17 protein-coding genes are annotated in these 19814 nt (G+C 65.5%); 14 read left to right on the forward strand and 3 right to left on the reverse strand.

What is annotated here, in order from left to right:
* Positions 1–8 precede the first annotated feature (8 nt).
* The 9 genes from CAY82_RS11495 to CAY82_RS11535 all read left to right on the forward strand — a co-directional run bounded on the left by CAY82_RS11495 (position 9) and on the right by CAY82_RS11535 (position 12058).
* Complete coding sequence (locus CAY82_RS11495) at positions 9–2126, forward strand: acetate--CoA ligase family protein (RefSeq protein WP_087501302.1); 2118 nt, start codon at positions 9–11, stop codon at positions 2124–2126.
* Positions 2119–3726, forward strand: a complete 1608-nt coding sequence (locus CAY82_RS11500; RefSeq protein ID WP_087501303.1) for a 5-guanidino-2-oxopentanoate decarboxylase — start codon at positions 2119–2121, stop codon at positions 3724–3726. The genes CAY82_RS11495 and CAY82_RS11500 overlap by 8 nt, the downstream gene beginning before the upstream one ends.
* A 34-nt stretch (positions 3727–3760) precedes the next feature.
* A complete protein-coding gene (gene alr / locus CAY82_RS11505; RefSeq protein WP_087501304.1) occupies positions 3761–4990 on the forward strand; it encodes an alanine racemase in 1230 nt (409 codons plus the stop codon).
* 24 nt (positions 4991–5014) lie between these two features.
* On the forward strand, positions 5015–6205 hold the full coding sequence (locus CAY82_RS11510) for a pyridoxal phosphate-dependent aminotransferase (protein WP_087501305.1): 1191 nt from the start codon (positions 5015–5017) through the stop codon (positions 6203–6205).
* Positions 6198–7613: an aldehyde dehydrogenase family protein gene (locus CAY82_RS11515; protein WP_087501306.1), complete on the forward strand. Its 1416-nt coding sequence runs from the start codon at positions 6198–6200 to the stop codon at positions 7611–7613. The genes CAY82_RS11510 and CAY82_RS11515 overlap by 8 nt, the downstream gene beginning before the upstream one ends.
* A gap of 43 nt (positions 7614–7656) precedes the next feature.
* Positions 7657–8358 (forward strand): NAD(P)H-dependent oxidoreductase, encoded by a 702-nt coding sequence (locus tag CAY82_RS11520; protein ID WP_087501372.1) that lies wholly within the window; start codon positions 7657–7659, stop codon positions 8356–8358.
* Positions 8359–8620: 262 nt separating this feature from the next.
* Positions 8621–9724 carry a polyamine ABC transporter substrate-binding protein gene (locus tag CAY82_RS11525; protein WP_087501307.1) on the forward strand — a complete coding sequence of 368 codons (1104 nt, stop codon included), beginning with the start codon at positions 8621–8623 and terminating at the stop codon, positions 9722–9724.
* Positions 9725–9758: 34 nt separating this feature from the next.
* The gene (locus tag CAY82_RS11530) at positions 9759–11171 is read left to right on the forward strand and encodes an aminotransferase (RefSeq protein WP_087501308.1); all 1413 of its coding nucleotides are present in this window, start codon (positions 9759–9761) and stop codon (positions 11169–11171) included.
* 53 nt (positions 11172–11224) lie between these two features.
* Positions 11225–12058, forward strand: a complete 834-nt coding sequence (locus tag CAY82_RS11535) for a helix-turn-helix transcriptional regulator (protein WP_256576258.1) — start codon at positions 11225–11227, stop codon at positions 12056–12058.
* Between the two features lie 161 nt (positions 12059–12219).
* Here the strand turns inward: CAY82_RS11535 and CAY82_RS11545 are convergent, their stop codons facing one another.
* Both CAY82_RS11545 and catR read right to left on the reverse strand, forming a co-directional pair.
* Positions 12220–13554: a D-serine ammonia-lyase gene (locus CAY82_RS11545; RefSeq protein ID WP_087501311.1), complete on the reverse strand. Its 1335-nt coding sequence runs from the start codon at positions 13552–13554 to the stop codon at positions 12220–12222.
* A gap of 51 nt (positions 13555–13605) precedes the next feature.
* On the reverse strand, positions 13606–14478 hold the full coding sequence (catR, locus tag CAY82_RS11550) for an HTH-type transcriptional regulator CatR (protein WP_087501312.1): 873 nt from the start codon (positions 14476–14478) through the stop codon (positions 13606–13608).
* Positions 14479–14613: 135 nt separating this feature from the next.
* Here catR and CAY82_RS11555 point away from each other — a divergent pair, with 135 nt between their 5' ends.
* The 4 genes from CAY82_RS11555 to CAY82_RS11570 all read left to right on the forward strand — a co-directional run bounded on the left by CAY82_RS11555 (position 14614) and on the right by CAY82_RS11570 (position 17764).
* Positions 14614–15735: a muconate cycloisomerase family protein gene (locus CAY82_RS11555; RefSeq protein WP_087501313.1), complete on the forward strand. Its 1122-nt coding sequence runs from the start codon at positions 14614–14616 to the stop codon at positions 15733–15735.
* Positions 15736–15858: 123 nt separating this feature from the next.
* Positions 15859–16149, forward strand: a complete 291-nt coding sequence (gene catC / locus CAY82_RS11560; protein ID WP_087501314.1) for a muconolactone Delta-isomerase — start codon at positions 15859–15861, stop codon at positions 16147–16149.
* Positions 16150–16192: 43 nt separating this feature from the next.
* Positions 16193–17128, forward strand: a complete 936-nt coding sequence (gene catA, locus CAY82_RS11565) for a catechol 1,2-dioxygenase (RefSeq protein WP_087501315.1) — start codon at positions 16193–16195, stop codon at positions 17126–17128.
* A 126-nt stretch (positions 17129–17254) separates the two neighbouring features.
* Positions 17255–17764, forward strand: coding sequence for a GNAT family N-acetyltransferase (locus CAY82_RS11570; protein WP_087501373.1), 510 nt, complete (start codon positions 17255–17257; stop codon positions 17762–17764).
* A 76-nt stretch (positions 17765–17840) separates the two neighbouring features.
* Here CAY82_RS11570 and CAY82_RS11575 read toward each other — a convergent pair whose 3' ends face one another.
* Positions 17841–18665, reverse strand: a complete 825-nt coding sequence (locus CAY82_RS11575; protein WP_087501316.1) for an aldo/keto reductase — start codon at positions 18663–18665, stop codon at positions 17841–17843.
* Between the two features lie 247 nt (positions 18666–18912).
* Between CAY82_RS11575 and CAY82_RS11580 the strand changes: the two genes are divergently transcribed.
* Entirely contained in the window at positions 18913–19791 is an 879-nt protein-coding gene (locus tag CAY82_RS11580) for a DMT family transporter (protein WP_087501317.1), read from the forward strand.
* Positions 19792–19814: the final 23 nt, after the last annotated feature.

Consider the following 19814-nt stretch of genomic DNA (forward strand, 5'->3'; position numbering starts at 1 on the left):
GAACACCCATGTCGCATTCGATTCGTGACAACCTCAAACGCCTGCTGGCACCCCGGCACCTGGCCTTCGTTGGCGGGCGCAGCATGGCGCGGGCGCTCAAGCGCTGCGCCGAAGGTGGCTTTGGCGGCGAGCTGTGGCTGGTCAACCCGCAGCATGACAGCCTCGAAGGCATCCCCTGCGTGGCGCGGGTGGCCGACTTGCCCTATGCCCCGGACGCGGTGTTTATCGCCACCAACCGCGAACTGACCCTGCAGTGCGTTGCCGAGCTGGCTGCCCGCGGCGCCGGTGGCGCCATCTGCTATGCCTCGGGCTTTGCCGAAAGCGGCGAGGAGGGCCGCCAGCTGCAGCAGCGTCTGCTCGCCGCTGCCGGCAACATGGCCTTGCTCGGCCCCAACTGCTACGGCCTGCTCGACTACCTGCACGGCGCTGCCCTGTGGCCGGTGGCCCATGGTGGCCAGCAGGTGGAGAAGGGCGTGGCGATCCTCACCCAGAGCGGCAACTTCGCCTACAACCTGTCGATGAGCGACCGCTCGCTGCCGGTGGCCTACATGGCCTCGGTCGGCAACCAGGCACAACTGGGCGTGGCCGAGCTGATGGACGTGCTGCTCGACGACCCACGGGTAACTGCCATCGGCCTGCACCTGGAAGGCCTGAAGAACGTGCCGAGCTTCGCTCGTGCCGCCTGCAAGGCATTACAACAGGGCACGCCGATCATTGCGCTAAAGACCGGCGTGTCGCAGATCGGTGCTGAACTGGCGCTCAGCCATACCAGCTCGCTGTCCGGCTCCGATGCCTTGTACGACAGCCTGTTCCAGCGCCTGGGCGTGATCCGCGTCAGTGGCCCGGTGAGCTTCGTTGAAACCCTCAAGGCCGCCGCCTGTGGGCGCTTGCCGGTGAATGGCGAGCTGATCGCCCTGGCCTGTTCCGGTGGCGATGCCGGCTTGATCGCCGACTATGCCGAGCGCAACCAACTGGTCCTGCCGAAGCTTGAACACGGGCAGGTGGCGCAGTTGGCCGAGGTGCTGCCTGCCTATGCCAACCTGGTCAACCCGCTGGACTTCACTACTGCCATCTGGGGTGATGCAGCGGCCCTGCAACGCATGCTCGACAGCACCCTGAGCGGCGCTGCCGACGCGGCCATGCTGGTGCTGGACTATCCGGCGGCGTTCACTGGCGAACGCAAGGAATGCGACCTGCTGCTGACGCTGTACTGCGATGCGCTGGAACGCCACGGCAAGATCGGCTTCGTCACTTCGGCGTTCCCGGAACTGTTGCCCGCCTGCGCGCGCGAGCGCTTGCACGCGCGTGGCATCGCCGCCCTGCAGGGCGTGGAGGATGGCCTGGCAGCCTGGGGCCGCATCGTCGCCTACCAGCGCAACCGCCAGCGTCTGCTGGAGCAGGGTGAGGCAGCGCGGGTGCCGCTGTGCCCGCAGGCTCTCCCAGGCGAGAGCCGTCTGCTGGACGAATGGCAATCCAAGCAAGCCCTGCGTGCCTTCGGCCTGCCGGTACCGGCAGGGGTACTGAGTACACCCGACCGCGCTGTGGCAGACGCCGTCCATGTTGGTTACCCGCTGGTATTGAAGGCGGTCAGCGCGCAGTTGCCGCACAAGACTGAAGCCGGTGCGGTGGCGCTGAACCTGCGCGATGCCGCCGCCCTCGAGGTTGCGCTGGTGCAGATGCGCCAGCGCATCGCCGCCTACGCCCCACAGGTAGCGTTCGACCAGGTGCTGCTCGAACCGATGGCCGAGCCGCCGCTGGCCGAACTGATCGTCGGCATCAAGCGCGAGCACGACTTCGCCCTGGCCCTGGTGATCGGCGCCGGCGGCGTGTTGGTCGAGCTGCTCAAGGACAGTGTCAGCCTGTTGCTGCCTACCACCGACAACGCCATCCGCGCCGCGCTGCTCAGCCTGCGTAGCGCCAGCCTGCTGCAAGGCTTCCGTGGCCGCCCGGCGGCTGACCTGGACGCATTGGTTGCGGCTATCCGCGCGGTGGCCGACTACGCCTGCGAAAACGCCGGGCAACTGCTGGAGCTGGATGTGAACCCATTGATGGTCGGTGCCCACGGCACCACTGCGGTCGACGCGCTGATTCGCCTCGGCCAGGCGCAAGGAGTACGACATGAATAAGCACACCCGGACCGCCGGCCAGGCATTGGTGCGCCTGTTGGCCAACTACGGCGTGGAGACGGTATTCGGCATCCCCGGCGTGCACACCCTGGAACTGTACCGTGGCCTGCCGGGCAGCGGCATCCGCCATGTACTGACCCGCCACGAGCAGGGCGCCGGCTTCATGGCCGACGGCTATGCCCGGGTAAGCGGCAGACCGGGGGTGTGCTTCGTCATCACCGGCCCGGGCGTGACCAATGCCGCCACCGCCATCGGCCAGGCCTATGCCGACTCCATCCCGATGCTGGTGATCTCCAGCGTCAACCACACCGCCAGCCTGGGCAAGGGCTGGGGCTGCCTGCACGAAACCCAGGACCAGCGCGCCATGACCGCGCCGATTACCGCGTTTTCCGCCGTGGCCCTGCGCGGCGACGACCTGCCCGAACTGATCGCCCGCGCCTGGGCCGTGTTCGACAGCGAACGGCCGCGCCCGGTGCACATCTCGGTGCCGCTGGACGTGCTGGCCGCGCCGGTCAGTCGTGACTGGAGCGCTGAGGTAGTGCGCCGTCCCGGGCGAGGCCGGCCGTGCCGCGAAACCCTTGACCAGGCTGCCTTGAAACTGGCAGCGGCCAAGCGGCCGATGATCATCGCAGGTGGTGGTGCCTTGCACGCGGCCGAGCAACTGGCGCAGTTGAGCACCCGGCTGGCGGCGCCGCTGTTCACCAGTGTGGCCGGCAAGGGGCTGCTGCCGCCCGAGGCCCCCCTGAATGCAGGCGCTTGCCTGTGCGTCGAGCCCGGCTGGCAACTGATCAGCCAGGCCGATGTGGTGCTGGCAGTGGGTACCGAAATGGCCGACACCGACTTCTGGCGCGAGCGCCTGCCGATCACCGGCCAGTTGCTGCGCGTGGACATCGACCCGCGCAAGTTCAACGACTTCTACCCCTGTGCCATAGCCCTGCACGGCGATGCCCGGCAAACCCTGGCCGGCCTGCTCGAACACCTGCCGGAACTCGAACGTGACCCGGCCCAGGCCAGCGAAGCGGTGGCCAACCTGCGCCAGGCCATCCGCAATGGGCATGCACCGCTGCAGGCCGTGCACCAGGCAATCCTCGACCGCATTGCCGCCGTACTGCCCGACGATGCCTTCATCAGCAGCGACATGACCCAGTTGGCCTACACCGGCAACTACGCCTTCGCCAGCCGGGCGCCGCGCAGCTGGCTGCACCCCACCGGCTACGGCACCCTCGGCTACGGCTTGCCGGCCGGCATCGGCGGCATGTTCGCCAGTGACCACCGCCCAGGCTTGGTGCTGGTGGGCGATGGCGGCTTCCTCTACACCGCCCAGGAACTGGCCACGGCAGTCGAGGAACTGGAGCGACCGCTGGTCGTGCTGTTGTGGAACAATGACGCCCTTGGCCAGATCCGCGACGACATGCTCGGCCTGGACATCGAGCCGGTCGGGGTACTGCCGCGCAACCCGGATTTCATCGGCCTGGCCCGTGCCTTCGGTTGCACGGTGCGCCAGCCGCGTGACCTGGACGCGCTGCAGGCCGATCTGGCCAACGGTTTCGCCACCTCCGGCGTCACTTTTATCGAACTCAAACACACCTGCGTCTGCTAAGCCGCAGACACCACGAACAACAAGAGAAACCACCATGCCATTTCGCCGTACCCTCCTGGCTGCATCCCTCGCTCTGCTGATCACTGGCCAGGCCCCGCTATACGCCGCACCGCCTCTGTCGATGGACAACGGCACCACGGCCCTGACCGTGCAGAACAGCAACGCCTGGGTCGAAATCAGTGCTGGCGCGCTACAACACAACATCCGTACCTTGCAGGCCGAGCTGGGTGGCAAGTCCAAGCTGTGCGCCGTGCTCAAGGCCGACGCCTATGGCCACGGTATCGGCCTGGTGATGCCGTCGATCATCGCCCAGGGCGTGCCCTGCGTGGCGGTGGCCAGCAATGAGGAGGCCCGCGTGGTTCGCGCCAGCGGCTTCACCGGGCAACTGGTGCGGGTACGCCTGGCCAGCCTCAGCGAAGTGGAAGATGCCCTGCAGTACGACATGGAAGAACTGGTCGGCAGCGCCGAATTCGCCCGGCAGCTCGATGCCATCGCCGAACGCCACGGCAAGACCCTGCGCATCCATATGGCGCTCAACTCCAGTGGCATGAGCCGCAACGGCGTGGAAATGACCACCTGGTCCGGCCGTGGCGAAGCGCTGCAGATCACTGACCAGAAGCACCTCGAGCTGGTCGCGCTGATGACCCACTTCGCCGTGGAAGACAAGGACGATGTGCGCAAAGGCCTGGCAGCGTTCAACGAGCAGACCGACTGGCTGATCAAGCACGCGAAACTTGATCGCAGCAAGCTCACCCTGCACGCCGCCAACTCCTTCGCTACGCTGGAAGTGCCGGAAGCACGCCTGGACATGGTGCGCACCGGTGGTGCGCTGTTCGGCGACACGGTGCCGACGCATACCGAATACCAACGAGTCATGCAGTTCAAGTCGCACGTGGCGGCGGTGCACAGCTACCCGGCAGGCAACACCGTCGGTTACGACCGCACCTTTACCCTGGCGCGTGATTCGCGCCTGGCCAACATTACCGTCGGCTACTCCGATGGCTACCGCCGGGTGTTCACCAACAAGGGCCATGTGCTGATCAACGGCCACCGTGTACCGGTGGTGGGCAAGGTGTCGATGAACACCTTGATGGTCGACGTCACCGACTTCCCCGATGTGAAGGGGGGCAACGAAGTGGTGCTGTTCGGCAAACAGGCCGGGGGTGAGATCACCCAGGCCGAGATAGAGGAAATCAACGGCGCGCTGCTCGCCGACCTTTACACCGTATGGGGCAGTTCCAACCCGAAGATTCTCGTCGACTGAAACCGCCAATGAAGGGAGATTGCCATGCGCTACGCCAAGCTCACTCAACGCATCGCCGGCGATGGGGCCGCTGCCTGGGATATCCACTACCGCGCCCTGGCGCTGCAGGCCGAGGGCAAGGATATCCTGCTGCTGTCGGTGGGTGACCCGGACTTCGACACCCCTGCGCCAATCGTCGAGGCGGCCATCGGCAGCCTGCGGGCAGGCCACACCCATTACGCCGATGTGCGCGGCAAGCTGGCGCTGCGACAGGCCATCGCCAAGCGTCACCGGCAGCGCAGCGGCCAGGCCGTCGATGCCGACCAGGTGACAGTGCTGGCGGGGGCCCAGTGTGCGCTGTACTGCGTGGCCCAGTGCGTGCTCGACCCGGGTGACGAGGTGATTGTCGCCGAGCCCATGTACGTGACCTATGAGGCAGTGTTCGGTGCCTGTGGCGCCAAGGTGGTGCCTGTTCCGGTCAAGCCGGAGAACGGCTTTCGGGTGTGCCCGCGTGATGTGGCTGCGCGCATCACCCCGCGTACCCGCGCCCTGGCCCTGAACAGCCCGCACAACCCCTCCGGGGCGAGCCTGCCGCGCGCCACCTGGGAAGCGCTGGCCGAGCTGTGCATCGCCCACGATTTGTGGCTGATCTCCGATGAGGTGTACAGCGAGCTGCTGTACGACGGCGAGCATGTCAGCCCCGGCAGCCTGCCGGGCATGGCCGAACGCACCGTCACCCTCAACAGCCTGTCGAAGTCGCATGCCATGACCGGCTGGCGGGTGGGCTGGGTAGTCGGTTCGACCGAACTGGCCACTCACCTGGAAAACCTCGCCCTGTGCATGTTGTACGGCTCGCCCGACTTCATCCAGGATGCCGCCGTGGTGGCACTGGAGCAGCAACTGCCCGAGCTCGACATCATGCGCGAGGCCTATCGCCAGCGCCGCGACCTGGTTTGCGAGCAGTTGGCCGGCTGCCCGGGCATCAAGGTGCTCAAGCCCGATGGCGGTATGTTCGTGATGGTCGACATCCGCGAGACCGGCCTCAGCGCCCAGGCCTTCGCCGATCGCCTGCTCGATAGCCAGGGCGTGTCGGTGCTCGCCGGCGAAGCCTTCGGCCCCAGCGCTGCAGGGCATATCCGCCTGGGCCTGGTACTGGGTAACGAGGCCTTGGCCGACGCTTGCCGGCGCATCGCCCGCTGCGCCGCCGCACTGATGCAGGGGCAGGCCCATGCGTGAGTATGCGCGGCTGTATATCGATGGTGCCTGGCGGGTACCGGGCGGGGAGGGCATGGCCGAGGTGATCGATCCGGCTACCGAGCAGGTCATCGGCCGCGTGCCGCTGGGCGCCGAGGCCGATGTCGAACGGGCAGTGATGGCCGCGCGGCGGGCCTTCGATGGCTGGGCACGCACTCCGTCCAGCGTGCGTGCCGGGTACATAACGGCGCTGGCTGCACAGCTTAGGAACCGCGCGGCAGAAATGGCGTCGGTCATCACCGACGAACTGGGCATGCCGGTGCAGTGGTGCCAGGCGGTGCAGGTCGAGGGCCCGATCGCCGGGCTGGAGCAGTACGCCGGACTGGCCGGGCTGATGGATGAGGTGCGCGAAGTTGGTAACTCGCTGGTGTACCGCGAGGCTGTTGGCGTGTGCGCGTTCATCAACCCGTGGAACTACCCGCTGCACCAGATGATTGGCAAGCTGGCACCGGCCCTGGCCGCTGGGTGCACGGTGGTGGTCAAGCCGAGCCAGGAAACGCCGCTGCATGCGTTCATGCTGGCCGAGATGATCGAGGCCATCGGCCTGCCGGCCGGGGTATTCAACCTGGTCAGCGGGCCGGGGGCCAAGGTCGGCGAGGCTCTGGCCCGGCACCCGCAGGTGGACATGGTGTCATTCACTGGCTCCACCGGCGCCGGGGTGCGCGTGGCCCAGGCGGCCGCGCCGACAGTGAAGCGGGTGTGCCTGGAGCTGGGCGGCAAATCGCCGCTGCTGATCACCGCTGACGCCGACCTGCACGCGGCGGTGCGCCATGGCGTGCAGGACGTGATGATCAACTCGGGGCAGACCTGCACGGCCCTGACCCGCATGCTGCTGCCGGCCAGCCGCTACGCCGAGGCGCTGGAGATTGCCGAGGCCGAGACCCGTACGCTGGTCATGGGCGACCCGCGTGACCCGGCCAGCTTCCTCGGGCCGATGTGTTCGGCAAGCCAGCGGCGTACCGTGCTCGACTACATTCGCTTGGGGCAGGAGGAGGGCGCGCGCCTGCTGTGCGGCGGCGACACGCCAGCCGGCTTCGAGCGCGGCTTCTACGTGGCGCCGACGTTGTTCGCCGATGTCGACAACCGCATGCGCATCGCCCAGGAGGAAATCTTCGGCCCGGTGCTGTGCCTGATTCCCTATGCCGACGAGGCCCAGGCGTTGGCCCTGGCCAATGATTCGCCGTTCGGCCTGTCCAGCGCGGTGTGGGCCGGTAGCCGCGAGCACGGCCTGGCCCTGGCGCGGCAGATACGCGCCGGGCAGTGCTTCATCAACGGTGGCGGGTTCAACTACCAGGCGCCGTTTGGTGGCTACAAACAGTCGGGCAACGGGCGCGAGTGGGGCGAGGAGGGCCTGGCCGAGTTTGTCGAGGTGAAAGCGGTGCAGTGCTGAGCCACAGCTGGAAGACAACCTGTTTTGTGTGAGGAGAATGTTTGTGAATGTACTGATCGTCCACGCTCACCCCGAGCCGCAATCGTTCACCGCTGCGCTGCGTGACCAGGCCGTGGAAACCTTCCGCGCCCAGGGCCACCAGGTGCAGGTCAGTGACTTGTACGCCATGGGCTGGAACCCGGTGGCCAGTGCCGATGATTTCACCCAACGCGAGAACCCCGAGTACCTGGTGTATGCCCTGGAGCAGCGCCAGGGGGTCAAGCGTGGTGCCATTGCCGCGGATATCCAGCAGGAGCTGGACAAGCTGCTGTGGGCCGACTTGCTGGTGCTGAACTTCCCGATCTTCTGGTTCTCGGCGCCGGCCATGCTCAAGGGCTGGATCGACCGGGTGCTGGTGTCGGGGGTGTGCTATGGCGGCAAGCGCTTCTACGACCAGGGCGGGTTGGCGGGCAAGAAGGCGCTGGTGTGCGTGACCCTGGGCGGGCGCGAGCACATGTTTGGTGACGGGGCGATTCACGGGCCGTTGGAGGACATGCTGCGGCCGATCTTGCGCGGCACGCTGGCCTACGTGGGCTTCGAGGTGCTGCCGCCGTTCGTGGCCTGGCATGTACCGTACATCAGTGACGAGGCGCGGCAGGGCTTTTTGCAGCAGTACCGACAGCGCCTGGAGCAGCTCTCGGACGACCAGCCTCTGGTGTTCCCGCGCCTGGAGCAGTTCGATGAGGCGCTGTACCCGCTGACCTGACCTTTCTCCTGTGCCAGCCACTGGGGCCGCGTTGCGGCCCTTTCGCGACACAAGGCCGCTCCTACAGGATCCGCGCACCCTGTAGGAGCGGCCTTGTGTCGCGAAAGGGCTGCAAAGCAGCCCCAGAATTCTGTCGGCATACGACATTCTGCCACCTGCCAAAAAACGACCACCCACACATTCGGGGTATGTCCCCCTTCGGCAAATCCCTCGATAGTGCCTGCATCGGCTCGATCCCGAGCATTCACACGATGGAGTTGCCATGCGCAAGGTACTGAAGGTGATTGGCGGTCTGCTGCTGGCGTCTGGCGCCAGCCTGGCCCAGGCGGCAGAGGTGGACAGCGGTAACACGTTGCGGTTGTACAACTGGACCGACTATATCGGCGAAACCACCCTGGCCGACTTCGAGAAGGCCACCGGCATCAAGGTCATCTACGACACCTTCGACGGCTACGAAACGGTACAGACCAAACTGCTCACCGGCCGCTCCGGCTACGACCTGGTCATGCTCAACGCTGCCCTGGTACCCCCGCTGATCAGCGCCGGAGTGTTCCAGGCGCTGGACAAGCAGCAACTGCCCAGCTGGCGCAATCTCGACCAGCAGGTGGTGAACAACCTGCAAGGCTACGACCCTGGCCTGAAATACTCGGCGCCCTACACCTGGGGCAGCTCGGGAGTGACCTACAACGTCGACAAGATAGCCGCGCGCATGCCCGATGCCCCCATCGGCTCGCTGGCCATGCTGTTCGATCCCCGGATCGTCTCGCGCTTCGCCGACTGCGGCGTCACCCTGATGGACGCGCCGACCGAAGTCATCCCGCTGGCCCTGCAGTACCTGGGCAAGGACCCACGCAGCGCATCGCCGGCCGACCTCAAGGCGGCCGAACAGCTGCTGCTGGGCATTCGCCCGTACATTCGCAAGTTCGACTCGGTCAACTACCTCACCAGCCTTCCCAACGGCGATGTCTGCCTGGCCCTGACCTGGTCTGGTGACTACGCCACCGCCCAGGCCCGCGCGGTTGAAGCGAAGAAGGACATCAAGCTGTCGTTCTTCATCCCCCGGGAAGGCTCGCTGATCTGGTTCGACAACCTGTACATCCCCAAGGATGCGCCGCACGCGGCCAACGCCCACCGCTTCATCGAGTTCCTGCTGCAGCCGCAGACCATGGCCAAGGTCACCGACTACATCCACTACGCCAACAGCAACGCCGCCGCCACTGCGCTGGTGCGCGACGAGATCCGCCAGAACCCGGCCATCTACCCCGACGCGCAAACCCGCGAGCGCCTGTTCGCGCAGAAAACCCAGAGCCCGAAGGACATGCGTGCCATCACCCGGGTCTGGAGCACGGTCAAGACCGGTTTCTGAACACTGCCCAACGATCACTGCCAAGGAGCTGCTCATGGCCACCCCAAGCAAAGCGTTCGCCATTGCCCACGACCCGCTGGTGGAAGCCGACAAGGCCCACTACATGCACGGCTACCACGTGTTCGACGAGCACCGCGAGCAAGGTGCGCTGAACATCGTTGCCGGCGAGGGCGCTTACATTCGCGATACCCACGGCAACCGCTTCCTCGATGCCGTCGGCGGCATGTGGTGCACCAACATTGGCCTGGGCCGCGAGGAAATGGCCTTGGCTATCGCCGACCAGGTACGCCAGTTGGCCTATTCCAACCCGTTCTCCGACATGGCCAACGATGTGGCGATCCAGCTGTGTCAGAAGCTCGCGCAGCTGGCGCCGGGCGACCTGAACCATGTGTTCCTCACCACCGGCGGCTCGACCGCGGTCGATACGGCCTACCGGCTGATCCAGTACTACCAGAACTGCCGTGGCAAGCCGCACAAGAAGCACATCATCGCCCGTTACAACGCCTACCACGGCTCCACCGCCCTGACCATGTCGATTGGCAACAAGGCCGCCGACCGGGTGCCGGAGTTCGACTACGCCCACCCGCTGATCCACCATGTATCCAACCCCAACCCGTACCGCGCTCCGGACGACATGGACGAGGCGGAGTTCCTCGACTTCCTGGTCGCCGAGTTCGAGGACAAGGTCCTCTCGCTGGGCGCCGACAACGTCGCGGCATTCTTCGCCGAGCCGATCATGGGCTCGGGCGGGGTGATCATTCCGCCCAAGGGCTACTTCCAGCGCATGTGGCAGCTGTGCCAGACCTACGACATCCTGTTCGTCGCCGACGAAGTGGTGACCTCGTTCGGGCGCCTGGGCACCTTCTTTGCCAGCGAGGAACTGTTCGGCATCACTCCCGACATCATCACTACCGCCAAGGGCCTGACCTCGGCCTACCTGCCGCTGGGGGCGTGCATCTTCTCCGAACGCATCTGGCAGGTGATCGCCGAGCCGGGCAAGGGCCGCTGCTTCACCCACGGCTTCACCTACAGTGGCCACCCGGTGTGCTGCACCGCGGCGCTGAAGAACATCGAGATCATCGAGCGCGAGCAATTGCTGGAACACGTCAGGGACGTCGGCGGCTATCTGGAGCAACGCCTGCAGAGCTTGCGCGAGCTGCCGCTGGTGGGGGATGTGCGCTGCATGAAGCTGATGGCTTGTGTCGAGTTCGTTGCCGACAAGGCCAGCAAGGCGCTGTTCGCCGACGAGGTGAACATCGGTGAACGCATTCATCGCAAGGCCCAGGCCAAGGGGCTGCTGGTGCGGCCGATCATGCACCTGAACGTGATGTCGCCGCCGTTGATCGTCACCCATGAGCAAGTAGACGAGATCGTCGAAACCCTGCGCCAGTGCATCATCGAAACTGCGTGCGAACTCGCAGCGCTTGGCCTGTACCAGGGCCGATGAACCTGGCGCAAAGGGCTGTGCGCGGGCGTGCCCGGCAGGCTAGACTGCCGGGCATGACCCAGGCCTCTCCCGACACTCCGCTTACCCTTTCACTGGGCGCGCTGCAGCAATGGCATGCGGCGCTGCAACGCGCGCTGGCGCACAGCGAAACGCCCGAGGCGCTGGCGTATGTGGCGGCTGCCATCGGCCAGCTGGGGCAGGTGGAATCGATGATGATCAGCCTCGAGTGCCAGGGGCGGGCACCGCAACTGCTGTACCAGCAAGGCATTCCCGACTTGCACCGCGCTGCCGTGCTGGAACGCTACTTCAGCGCCGGATACCTGCTTGACCCGTTCTGCCTGGCCGTGCAAGGCGGCCTGGCCGAGGGTTTCTACCACCTGCAGGAAATCGCCCCCGACAACTTCTTCGACAGCGATTATTACAAGGCCTATTACCTGGGCACGGGTTGCATCGAGGACAGCTACTACATCGTCGACCTCAGTGCTGGGCGCAAGTTGTCGCTGAGCCTGTTCCAGGGCTGCAGCGGCAGGCGCCTGAGCGCCGGGCAGATCGACCTGCTGCGTGCGCTGGAACCGATGGTGCGCGAACTGCTGGTGCGCTATGCGCGGTATCACCTGGAGCCCGGCCTTGCACCAGCCGAGCGTGGCAGCCTGCAGGCGGCTTTCGACAGTTTCGGCTGCCAGGTGCTGACCGACCGTGAGCGGGAGGTGGCGCACATGATCTTGCGTGGGCATTCGGTGAAGTCCACCGCGCTGGAGCTGGGCATCTCGCCGGAAACGGTGCGCATGCACCGAAAGAATCTGTACCTGAAGCTGGAGATCAACTCGCAGTCGGAGTTGTTTGCGCGGTTTATCGACTGGCTGCGCGGCGATCACCTGGCGGTCTAGCAGCAAAGGAGCAACTGCCTTGCTCACTATTTGAAAGCTGGCGCGATCCCTGTGGGAGCGGGTTTACCCGCGAAGGATGCGACGCGGTGCATGGCACCGGCTTCGCCGGTGTTCGCGGGTAAACCCGCTCCCACAGGTACAGCGCTGCCCCCCAATAATCCTCAGCCCCTCCCTTTAGCCAGATAGGCCGCAAACTCCGCCTCCGGCACCATGCTGCCACCGGTCCCCCACACCAAGTGCGTGGCCCGCTCCATGCGCCCGGTCGACAGGCCCATGCGTGCCAGGTACTCAGGCGATTCAAGCACCTTGACCATGCCCGGCATCCCCGCCAGCGCCGAAGGTTCCAGCCGAGCATTCTCCTGGTCATGGGCCAGCACCAATAGCCGGTACAGCGCCTCGTCGCTGACCGTGTAATAGCCATCGAGCAAACGCTGCATCGCCTTGCCGACAAAGCCGGAAGGGCGGCCTACCGCCAGGCCGTCGGCGGCGGTCAGGTTGTCGATGCCAAAGTCCTGCACACTGGTGGCGTCATGCAAACCGCTATACACCCCCAGGAACATGCAGGGCGAGTGGGTGGGTTCGGCGAAGATGCAGTGCACATGGTCGCCCCAGATCAGCTTCAGGCCGAACGCCACGCCACCTGGGCCACCGCCTACCCCGCAGGGCAGGTAGACGAACAATGGGTGCTCGGCATCCACCTTGATGCCCACGGTTTCGAACTGGCCGGCCAACCGCCCGGCCGCTACGGCATAGCCGAGGAACAGGTGCGGCGAGTTCTCGTCGTCCACGAAGTAGCAGCTCGGGTCGGTCGCCGCCTGCTGGCGCCCTTGCTCCACCGCTACGCTGTAGTCGCTTTCGTACTCGACCACGCTGACGCCATGGGCGCGCAGTTTGTCTTTCTTCCACTGGCGGGCATCGGCCGACATGTGCACGGTGGCCTGGAAACCCAGCCGGGCGCTCATGATGCCGATCGACAGGCCGAGGTTGCCGGTCGAGCCGACCGCAACCTTGTACTGGCTGAAGAATTGCCGGGCCTGGTCGCTGGCCAGTACCCGGTAATCGCTTTCGAGGTTGATCAGGCCAGCCGCCAGGGCCAGGTCTTCGGCATGCTTGAGCACTTCATGAATACCGCCGCGGGCCTTGATCGAACCAGAGATCGGCAGCTCGCTGTCGGCCTTGAGCCAGAGTGCACCGCTGGCTGGCAGGCCCGCTGCCTGCAGCAATGTGGCGTGCAGGGTGGGTAGCGGGCGCAGCGGTGACTCGATGATGCCGCCGGCGGCGGTGGTATCCGGGAACACGCTGGCCAGGTACGGGGCAAAGCGTGTCAGCCGGGCACTGGCGGCACTGACGTCGGCGGCGCTCAGGCCGACATCGGCCAGGGCCTGGGCGGCAGGGGCGATGTGCGGGTTGAACCAGCTGGTTTCGCGCAGGGCCACCAGGTCCTCGATCAGGGGATGGGAGCTGCACCATGCCTGCAGTGTCTTGCCGTGAATCATGCTGGTTTTTCCTGTTGGTTGATGATGGCTGAAGGGGGGGGCACAAGGGGCTCATTTGGCCTGCTGCGCAATCAACGCCAGGCAGCGCTGCACGATCGGGCTCACATCGCCCTTGCGCCGGCTGAGGATGATCGGGCTGACGGCGCCGCTGTCGAGCAGGCTTACATATTCGATATCGGTGCGGTGCTGCTGCTGCACCGACGCCGGCACCAGGGTCACGCCTACACCAACGGCCACCAGGCCAATGGCGGTCTGCAGTTCGTTGGCCCACTGGCTGACGCGGATGCTCATGCCGTGGTGGGCGAACAGCGCCAGCACATGGTCGGCATAACTGGGCCTGGGGTTGGCCGGGTAGAGGATGAACGCCTCGCCAGCCAGCTGAGCAAGTGTAAGCGGGCTGCTCGCCAGCGGGTGGCCCTTGGGCAGCACGGCCACCAACGGGTCCTCGCGCAGCACTTGCTGGTGTATGGCTGGGTCATCGATGCGAATGCGCCCGAAGGCGATATCGATGCGTCCGCTTTTCAGCGCCTCCACCTGCTGCAGCGTGGTCATCTCGTTCAGGCCCAGTTCCAGTTCGCTGTCCTGGCGCAGTTCGCGGATCAGCTCCGGCAGCACCGTGTACAGGGTCGAGGGGGCGAAGCCGATCCCCAGCCACTGGCGCTGGCCTTGGCCGATGCGGCGGGTGTTGTCGCTGATGTTCTCCAACTGCTGCAGCACAGTGCAGCTTTGCTCGTAAAAGAAGCGACCCGCTTCGGTCAGCCGCAGCGGGCGCTCGCGCACTACCAGCAACGTGCCGAGCTGGTCCTCTAGCTGGCTGATCTGTCGGCTCAGCGGTGGCTGGGCAATGTGCAGCAGCTCGGCGGCGCGAGTGAAGTTCAGGGTTTCGGCCAGGACCTTGAAGTAACGCAGGTGGCGCAGCTCCATCAGACCTCCAGGGTATGGTGGGAGATTCATTCGATATTGGACGGCTATCAGGGTCTCGCGCAATCCTTGGACAAGCAAGTAAATGCACCACTCGGGCCTGCGGCTGGCAGCCCGAAATAACGGGACCTGGCTACAATGACAAGCGCGCTGATTGAACGTATCGAAGCAATTATCGTCGACCTGCCGACCATTCGCCCGCACAAGCTGGCGATGCACACCATGCAGCAGCAGACCCTGGTGGTATTGCGTGTTCGCTGCAGCGATGGCGTGGAAGGCATCGGCGAGGCCACCACCATCGGCGGCCTGGCCTATGGCTACGAAAGCCCCGAGGGCATCAAGGCCAACATCGATGCGCACCTGGCGCCGGCGCTGATCGGCCTGCCGGCAGACAACATCAACGCTGCCATGCTCAAGCTGGACAAGCTGGCCAAGGGCAACACCTTTGCCAAGTCGGGTATCGAGAGCGCCTTGCTCGATGCCCAGGGCAAGCGCCTGGGCCTGCCGGTCAGCGAACTGCTGGGCGGTCGCGTGCGCGACAGCCTGGAAGTGGCCTGGACCTTGGCCAGCGGCGATACCGCCCGCGACATCGCCGAAGCCCGGCACATGCTGGAGATCCGCCGCCACCGGGTGTTCAAGCTGAAGATCGGCGCCAATCCGCTGGCCCAGGACCTCAAGCACGTGGTGGCGATCAAGCGCGAGCTGGGCGACAGCGCCAGCGTGCGGGTCGATGTCAACCAATACTGGGACGAGTCCCAGGCCATCCGTGCCTGCCAGGTGCTCGGCGACAACGGTATCGACCTGATCGAGCAACCGATTTCGCGCATCAACCGCAGCGGCCAGGTGCGCCTGAACCAGCGCAGCCCGGCGCCGATCATGGCCGACGAGTCGATCGAAAGCGTCGAGGACGCCTTCAGCCTGGCCGCGGACGGTGCGGCCAGCATCTTCGCCCTGAAAATCGCCAAGAACGGCGGCCCGCGCGCCGTGCTGCGCACCGCGCAAATCGCAGAGGCCGCCGGCATTGCCCTGTATGGCGGGACCATGCTCGAAGGCTCGATCGGCACCCTGGCCTCGGCCCATGCCTTCCTGACCCTGCGTGAGCTCACCTGGGGCACCGAGCTGTTCGGGCCGCTGCTGCTGACCGAAGAAATCGTCAACGAGCCACCGCAGTACCACGACTTCCAGTTGCACATTCCACGCACCTCAGGCCTGGGCCTGACCCTGGACGAACAGCGCCTGGCGCGCTTCGCCCGCCGCTGAATCGCGAGGGCTGAAAGAACACACAACCCCTGTGGGAGCGGCTTTAGCCGCGAAGCAGGCGACGCGGTGGATGGCACGGGCTTCGCCTGTGTTCGCGCCAAATCAGAGAAAGGAGATACCAGCATGCTGTTCCACGTGAAGATGACCGTGAAACTGCCGGTCGACATGGACCCGGCCAAGGCCGCCCAGCTCAAGGCCGACGAGAAGGAACTGGCCCAGCGCCTGCAGCGCGAAGGCACCTGGCGCCACCTGTGGCGCATTGCCGGGCACTACGCCAACTACAGCGTGTTCGATGTGCCCAGCGTCGAGGCGCTGCACGACACCTTGATGCAGCTGCCACTGTTCCCGTACATGGACATCGAGGTCAACGGCCTGTGCCGGCACCCCTCGTCGATCCACAGCGACGACCGCTGAGTCGCACCTGTCTACCTGACAAGAACAAGATGAGGTAAGCACGATGACCGTGAAAATTTCCCACACTGCCGATGTTCAGGCGTTCTTCAAGGAAGTGGCCGGCCTGGGCCATGCCGAAGGCAACCCCCGCTTCAAGCAGATCGTCCTGCGTGTGCTGCAGGACACTGCGCGGTTGATCGAAGACCTGGAAATCACCGAGGACGAGTTCTGGCATGCCGTCGACTACCTCAACCGCCTGGGTGCCCGTAACGAAGCCGGCCTGCTGGCTGCGGGCCTGGGCATCGAGCACTTCCTCGACCTCCTGCAGGACGCCAAGGACGCCGAGGCCGGGCTGAGCGGCGGTACCCCGCGCACCATCGAAGGCCCGTTGTATGTGGCGGGGGCGCCGCTGGCGCAAGGCGAAGTGCGCATGGACGACGGCAGCGACCCGGGCGTGGTGATGTTCCTCCAGGGCCAGGTGTTCGATGCCGACGGCAAGCCGTTGGCCGGCGCCACTGTCGACCTGTGGCACGCCAACACCCAGGGCACCTATTCATACTTCGACTCGACCCAGTCCGAGTACAACCTGCGCCGGCGCATCATCACCGATGCCGAAGGGCGCTACCGCGCGCGTTCCATCGTGCCGTCGGGGTACGGCTGCGACCCGCAGGGGCCAACCCAGGAGTGCCTGGACCTGCTCGGCCGTCACGGCCAGCGCCCGGCGCACGTGCACTTCTTCATCTCGGCGCCGGGGCACCGCCATTTGACCACGCAGATCAACTTTGCCGGTGACCAGTACCTGTGGGATGACTTTGCCTATGCCACCCGTGACGGGCTGATCGGCGAGCTGCGCTTTGTCGAGGATGCTGCGGCGGCGCGTGATCGCGGCGTACAGGGCGAGCGCTTTGCCGAGCTGGCGTTCGACTTTCACCTGCAGGCGGCCAAGGCGCCGGACGCCGAGGCGCGCAGCCACCGCCCGCGTGCGTTGCAAAACAGCTGAGCCCACAGGGTCCCTTACCAATCGATGACGGGTTTTTGCCCGGGCCTTTCCGTGCGGGGAGGGTCCGGGCTTTTTGCTGCCAGGGGCTGGTAATCTAGAATCCGCCTTTTGCCCGAGCCCACCACCATGCTGCCCATCGAACTGCTGGCGACCACCGCCGACCAGGCTCCGCTGATTCGCAACCTCTACCAGTTCTACGCCTACGAGTCCTCCGACTGGGAACAGGAAGACGTGGAAGTGGACGGCCGCTTCTATATCCATGACGAACACCTGCAACGTTACTGGCAGGCCGATGGCTGGGGCGCGTACCTGGTGTTGGCAGATGGCTTCATCGCCGGCTTCGTGCTGGTTGAACGCAGCGAGCTGCCGGGTATCGACGCGTTCGAACTGGCCGATCTGTTCATCCTGAAAAAGTACCGCCGCCAGGGCATCGGCCGGGCGGTGGCGTTGCAGCTGCTGGGCGGCGAGGGCGACTGGCTGCTGCGCTGTTACGCACAGGACGCGCCTGCCGTGGCCTTCTGCAAGGCCGTATTGGCCGAGCTATCGCGCCCGGCGCAGGCGATAGCCCTGGATGACGAACCGGCCTTGCTCAATTTCCTGGTGGCGGGCGGCCGGCACCGGCGAACGAGCGGTTGAAGCAGGTCATGACGCCGGCATAACGGTTTGCGCGCTCCCACAGAGATCGTGCCAGCTTTCAGATATTGAGCAGCGCTCAGCTGTTCCAGTCTGGCGCAAACGCCGGGCTCACCACCCGCTGGTCCTTTGGCAACCCGGCAATCGCCATGCGGTCATCGTCATCCAGTTGCACGTTCAACGCCGCCAGGTTGGCCAGCTGGTTCTCGCGGCTGCCGGCCTTGGGGATCACCGCCACGCCGTCCTGGTCCAGCAACCACTTCAGCGCCACCTGGCTGGGCAGTACGCCATGTTTGCGGGCAATCGCCTGGATCACCGGCTGCGCCGCCGCCTGCCCACGGGCCAGCGGGGTGTAGGCGGTAAGCAGCAGGTCGTGGCGGCGGGCATAGTCCAGCAGCGGTTGCTGGCCGAGTAGCACGTGGTATTCCACCTGGATCGCCGACAATGGCGCGCCCAGGGTTTCCACCACCTGGCGCAGCAACCCCAGCGGGAAGTTGGCCACGCCGATGCTGCGGGCCTTGCCCTCGTCACGCAGCGCTACCAGGGTTTCGATGCTGCGGGCCAGGTCCCAGTCCTGGCCGGGCCAGTGGATGTAGAACAGGTCGACCTGCTCGGTCCCCAGCGCGCGCAGGCTGTCCTCCAGCGACTGGCGCATGGCCTTGGGCGCCAGGCGATCCCACCACACCTTGGTGGTCAGGTGAATCTGCTCGCGTGGCACGTCACTGTCGCGCAGGGCCTGGCCGACGGCGGCTTCGTTGTCATAGGCAGTGGCGGTGTCGATGTGCCGGTAACCCACTTCAAGCGCCTGGCGCACGGCCTGGGTGCACTCGCTGCCAGTCATTGGCCAGGTGCCCAGGCCGATCGCGGGCAGGTTCAGGCCGTTACGGGTGGTGAGCCTTTGCATGTAAATTCCTTGTAGGGTGTGCAGGGTTCGCACTCGATGGTCGGCGATCAGCACGGCACGGGCCATGCGCGTGGAGCGGAAAGTGGTCGATCAGCGAACAGAAACTGCAGCCGACCTGGACAAGCGGCAATTGAACTTCCTTATGCTTCGGTATCTCTTCTAGAATCCGATCTGATGCATCCGCCAGGCAACGCCTGCGCGGCCTTCCCTGGGCGCCGCATCCAGCCGCGCCGTCATCGAGAGTGCCATGAGTTCCAGCACACCGCTGTCCGGAGTCAACCAACCCCTGCGCGGCATCGCCCTGGTGGTGGTGGCGACGTTCCTGTTCGCCAGTCACGATGCCCTGTCCAAGTTCCTCGGCGGCCTGTACCCGATCATCATGGTGGTGTGGGCGCGGTATGTGGTGCACACGTTGCTGATGGCCAGCATTTTCCTGCCCAAGGCCGGGTTCAACGTGCTGCGCACCCGCCGGCCGTTGTTGCAGACGTTACGTGCCCTGAGCCTGCTGAGTACCAGCCTGCTTTTCACCACCGGTCTGCAGTACCTGCCGCTGGCCGAGGCCACGGCGGTCAACTTCCTCGCCCCGGTGCTGGTCACCGCGCTGTCGGCGCCGCTGTTGAAGGAGCGGGTGACGGTGGGACAGTGGGTGGCGGTGGTGATGGGTTTCATCGGCGTGCTGGTGGTGGTGCACCCGGACGGGGCGATGTTCACCCCGGCCATCCTGTATCCGTTCGGTTCGGCGCTGGGCTTTTGCTTCTATCAGTTGCTGACGCGGATCCTGGCAGCGCATGACAGCCCGACCACCAGTAACTTCTATGCGGGGTTATGCAACACCCTGGCGATGAGTGCGCTGGTGCCGTTCTTCTGGGAAATGCCGCGTTGGGACCATGCACTGCTGATGCTGGCGCTGGGTGGCTTTGGCATGACTGCGCACCTGCTGCTGACCCAGGCCTTCCGCCATGCGGCACCGGCGTTGCTGGCACCATTCAGCTATTGCCAGATCGTGTTTGCCGGGCTGCTTGGGTTGGTTGTCTACAGCCAGATGCCGGATACCCTGAGCCTGGTGGGTATCTCGGTAATCTGCCTCAGTGGGCTGGGGGCGGCGTGGATGCAGCGGGGCAAGTGACAACCTGTAGTGGCCTCTTCGCG

The sequence above is a fragment of the Pseudomonas sp. SID14000 genome (assembly GCF_002165135.1).
GTDB lineage: Bacteria > Pseudomonadota > Gammaproteobacteria > Pseudomonadales > Pseudomonadaceae > Aquipseudomonas.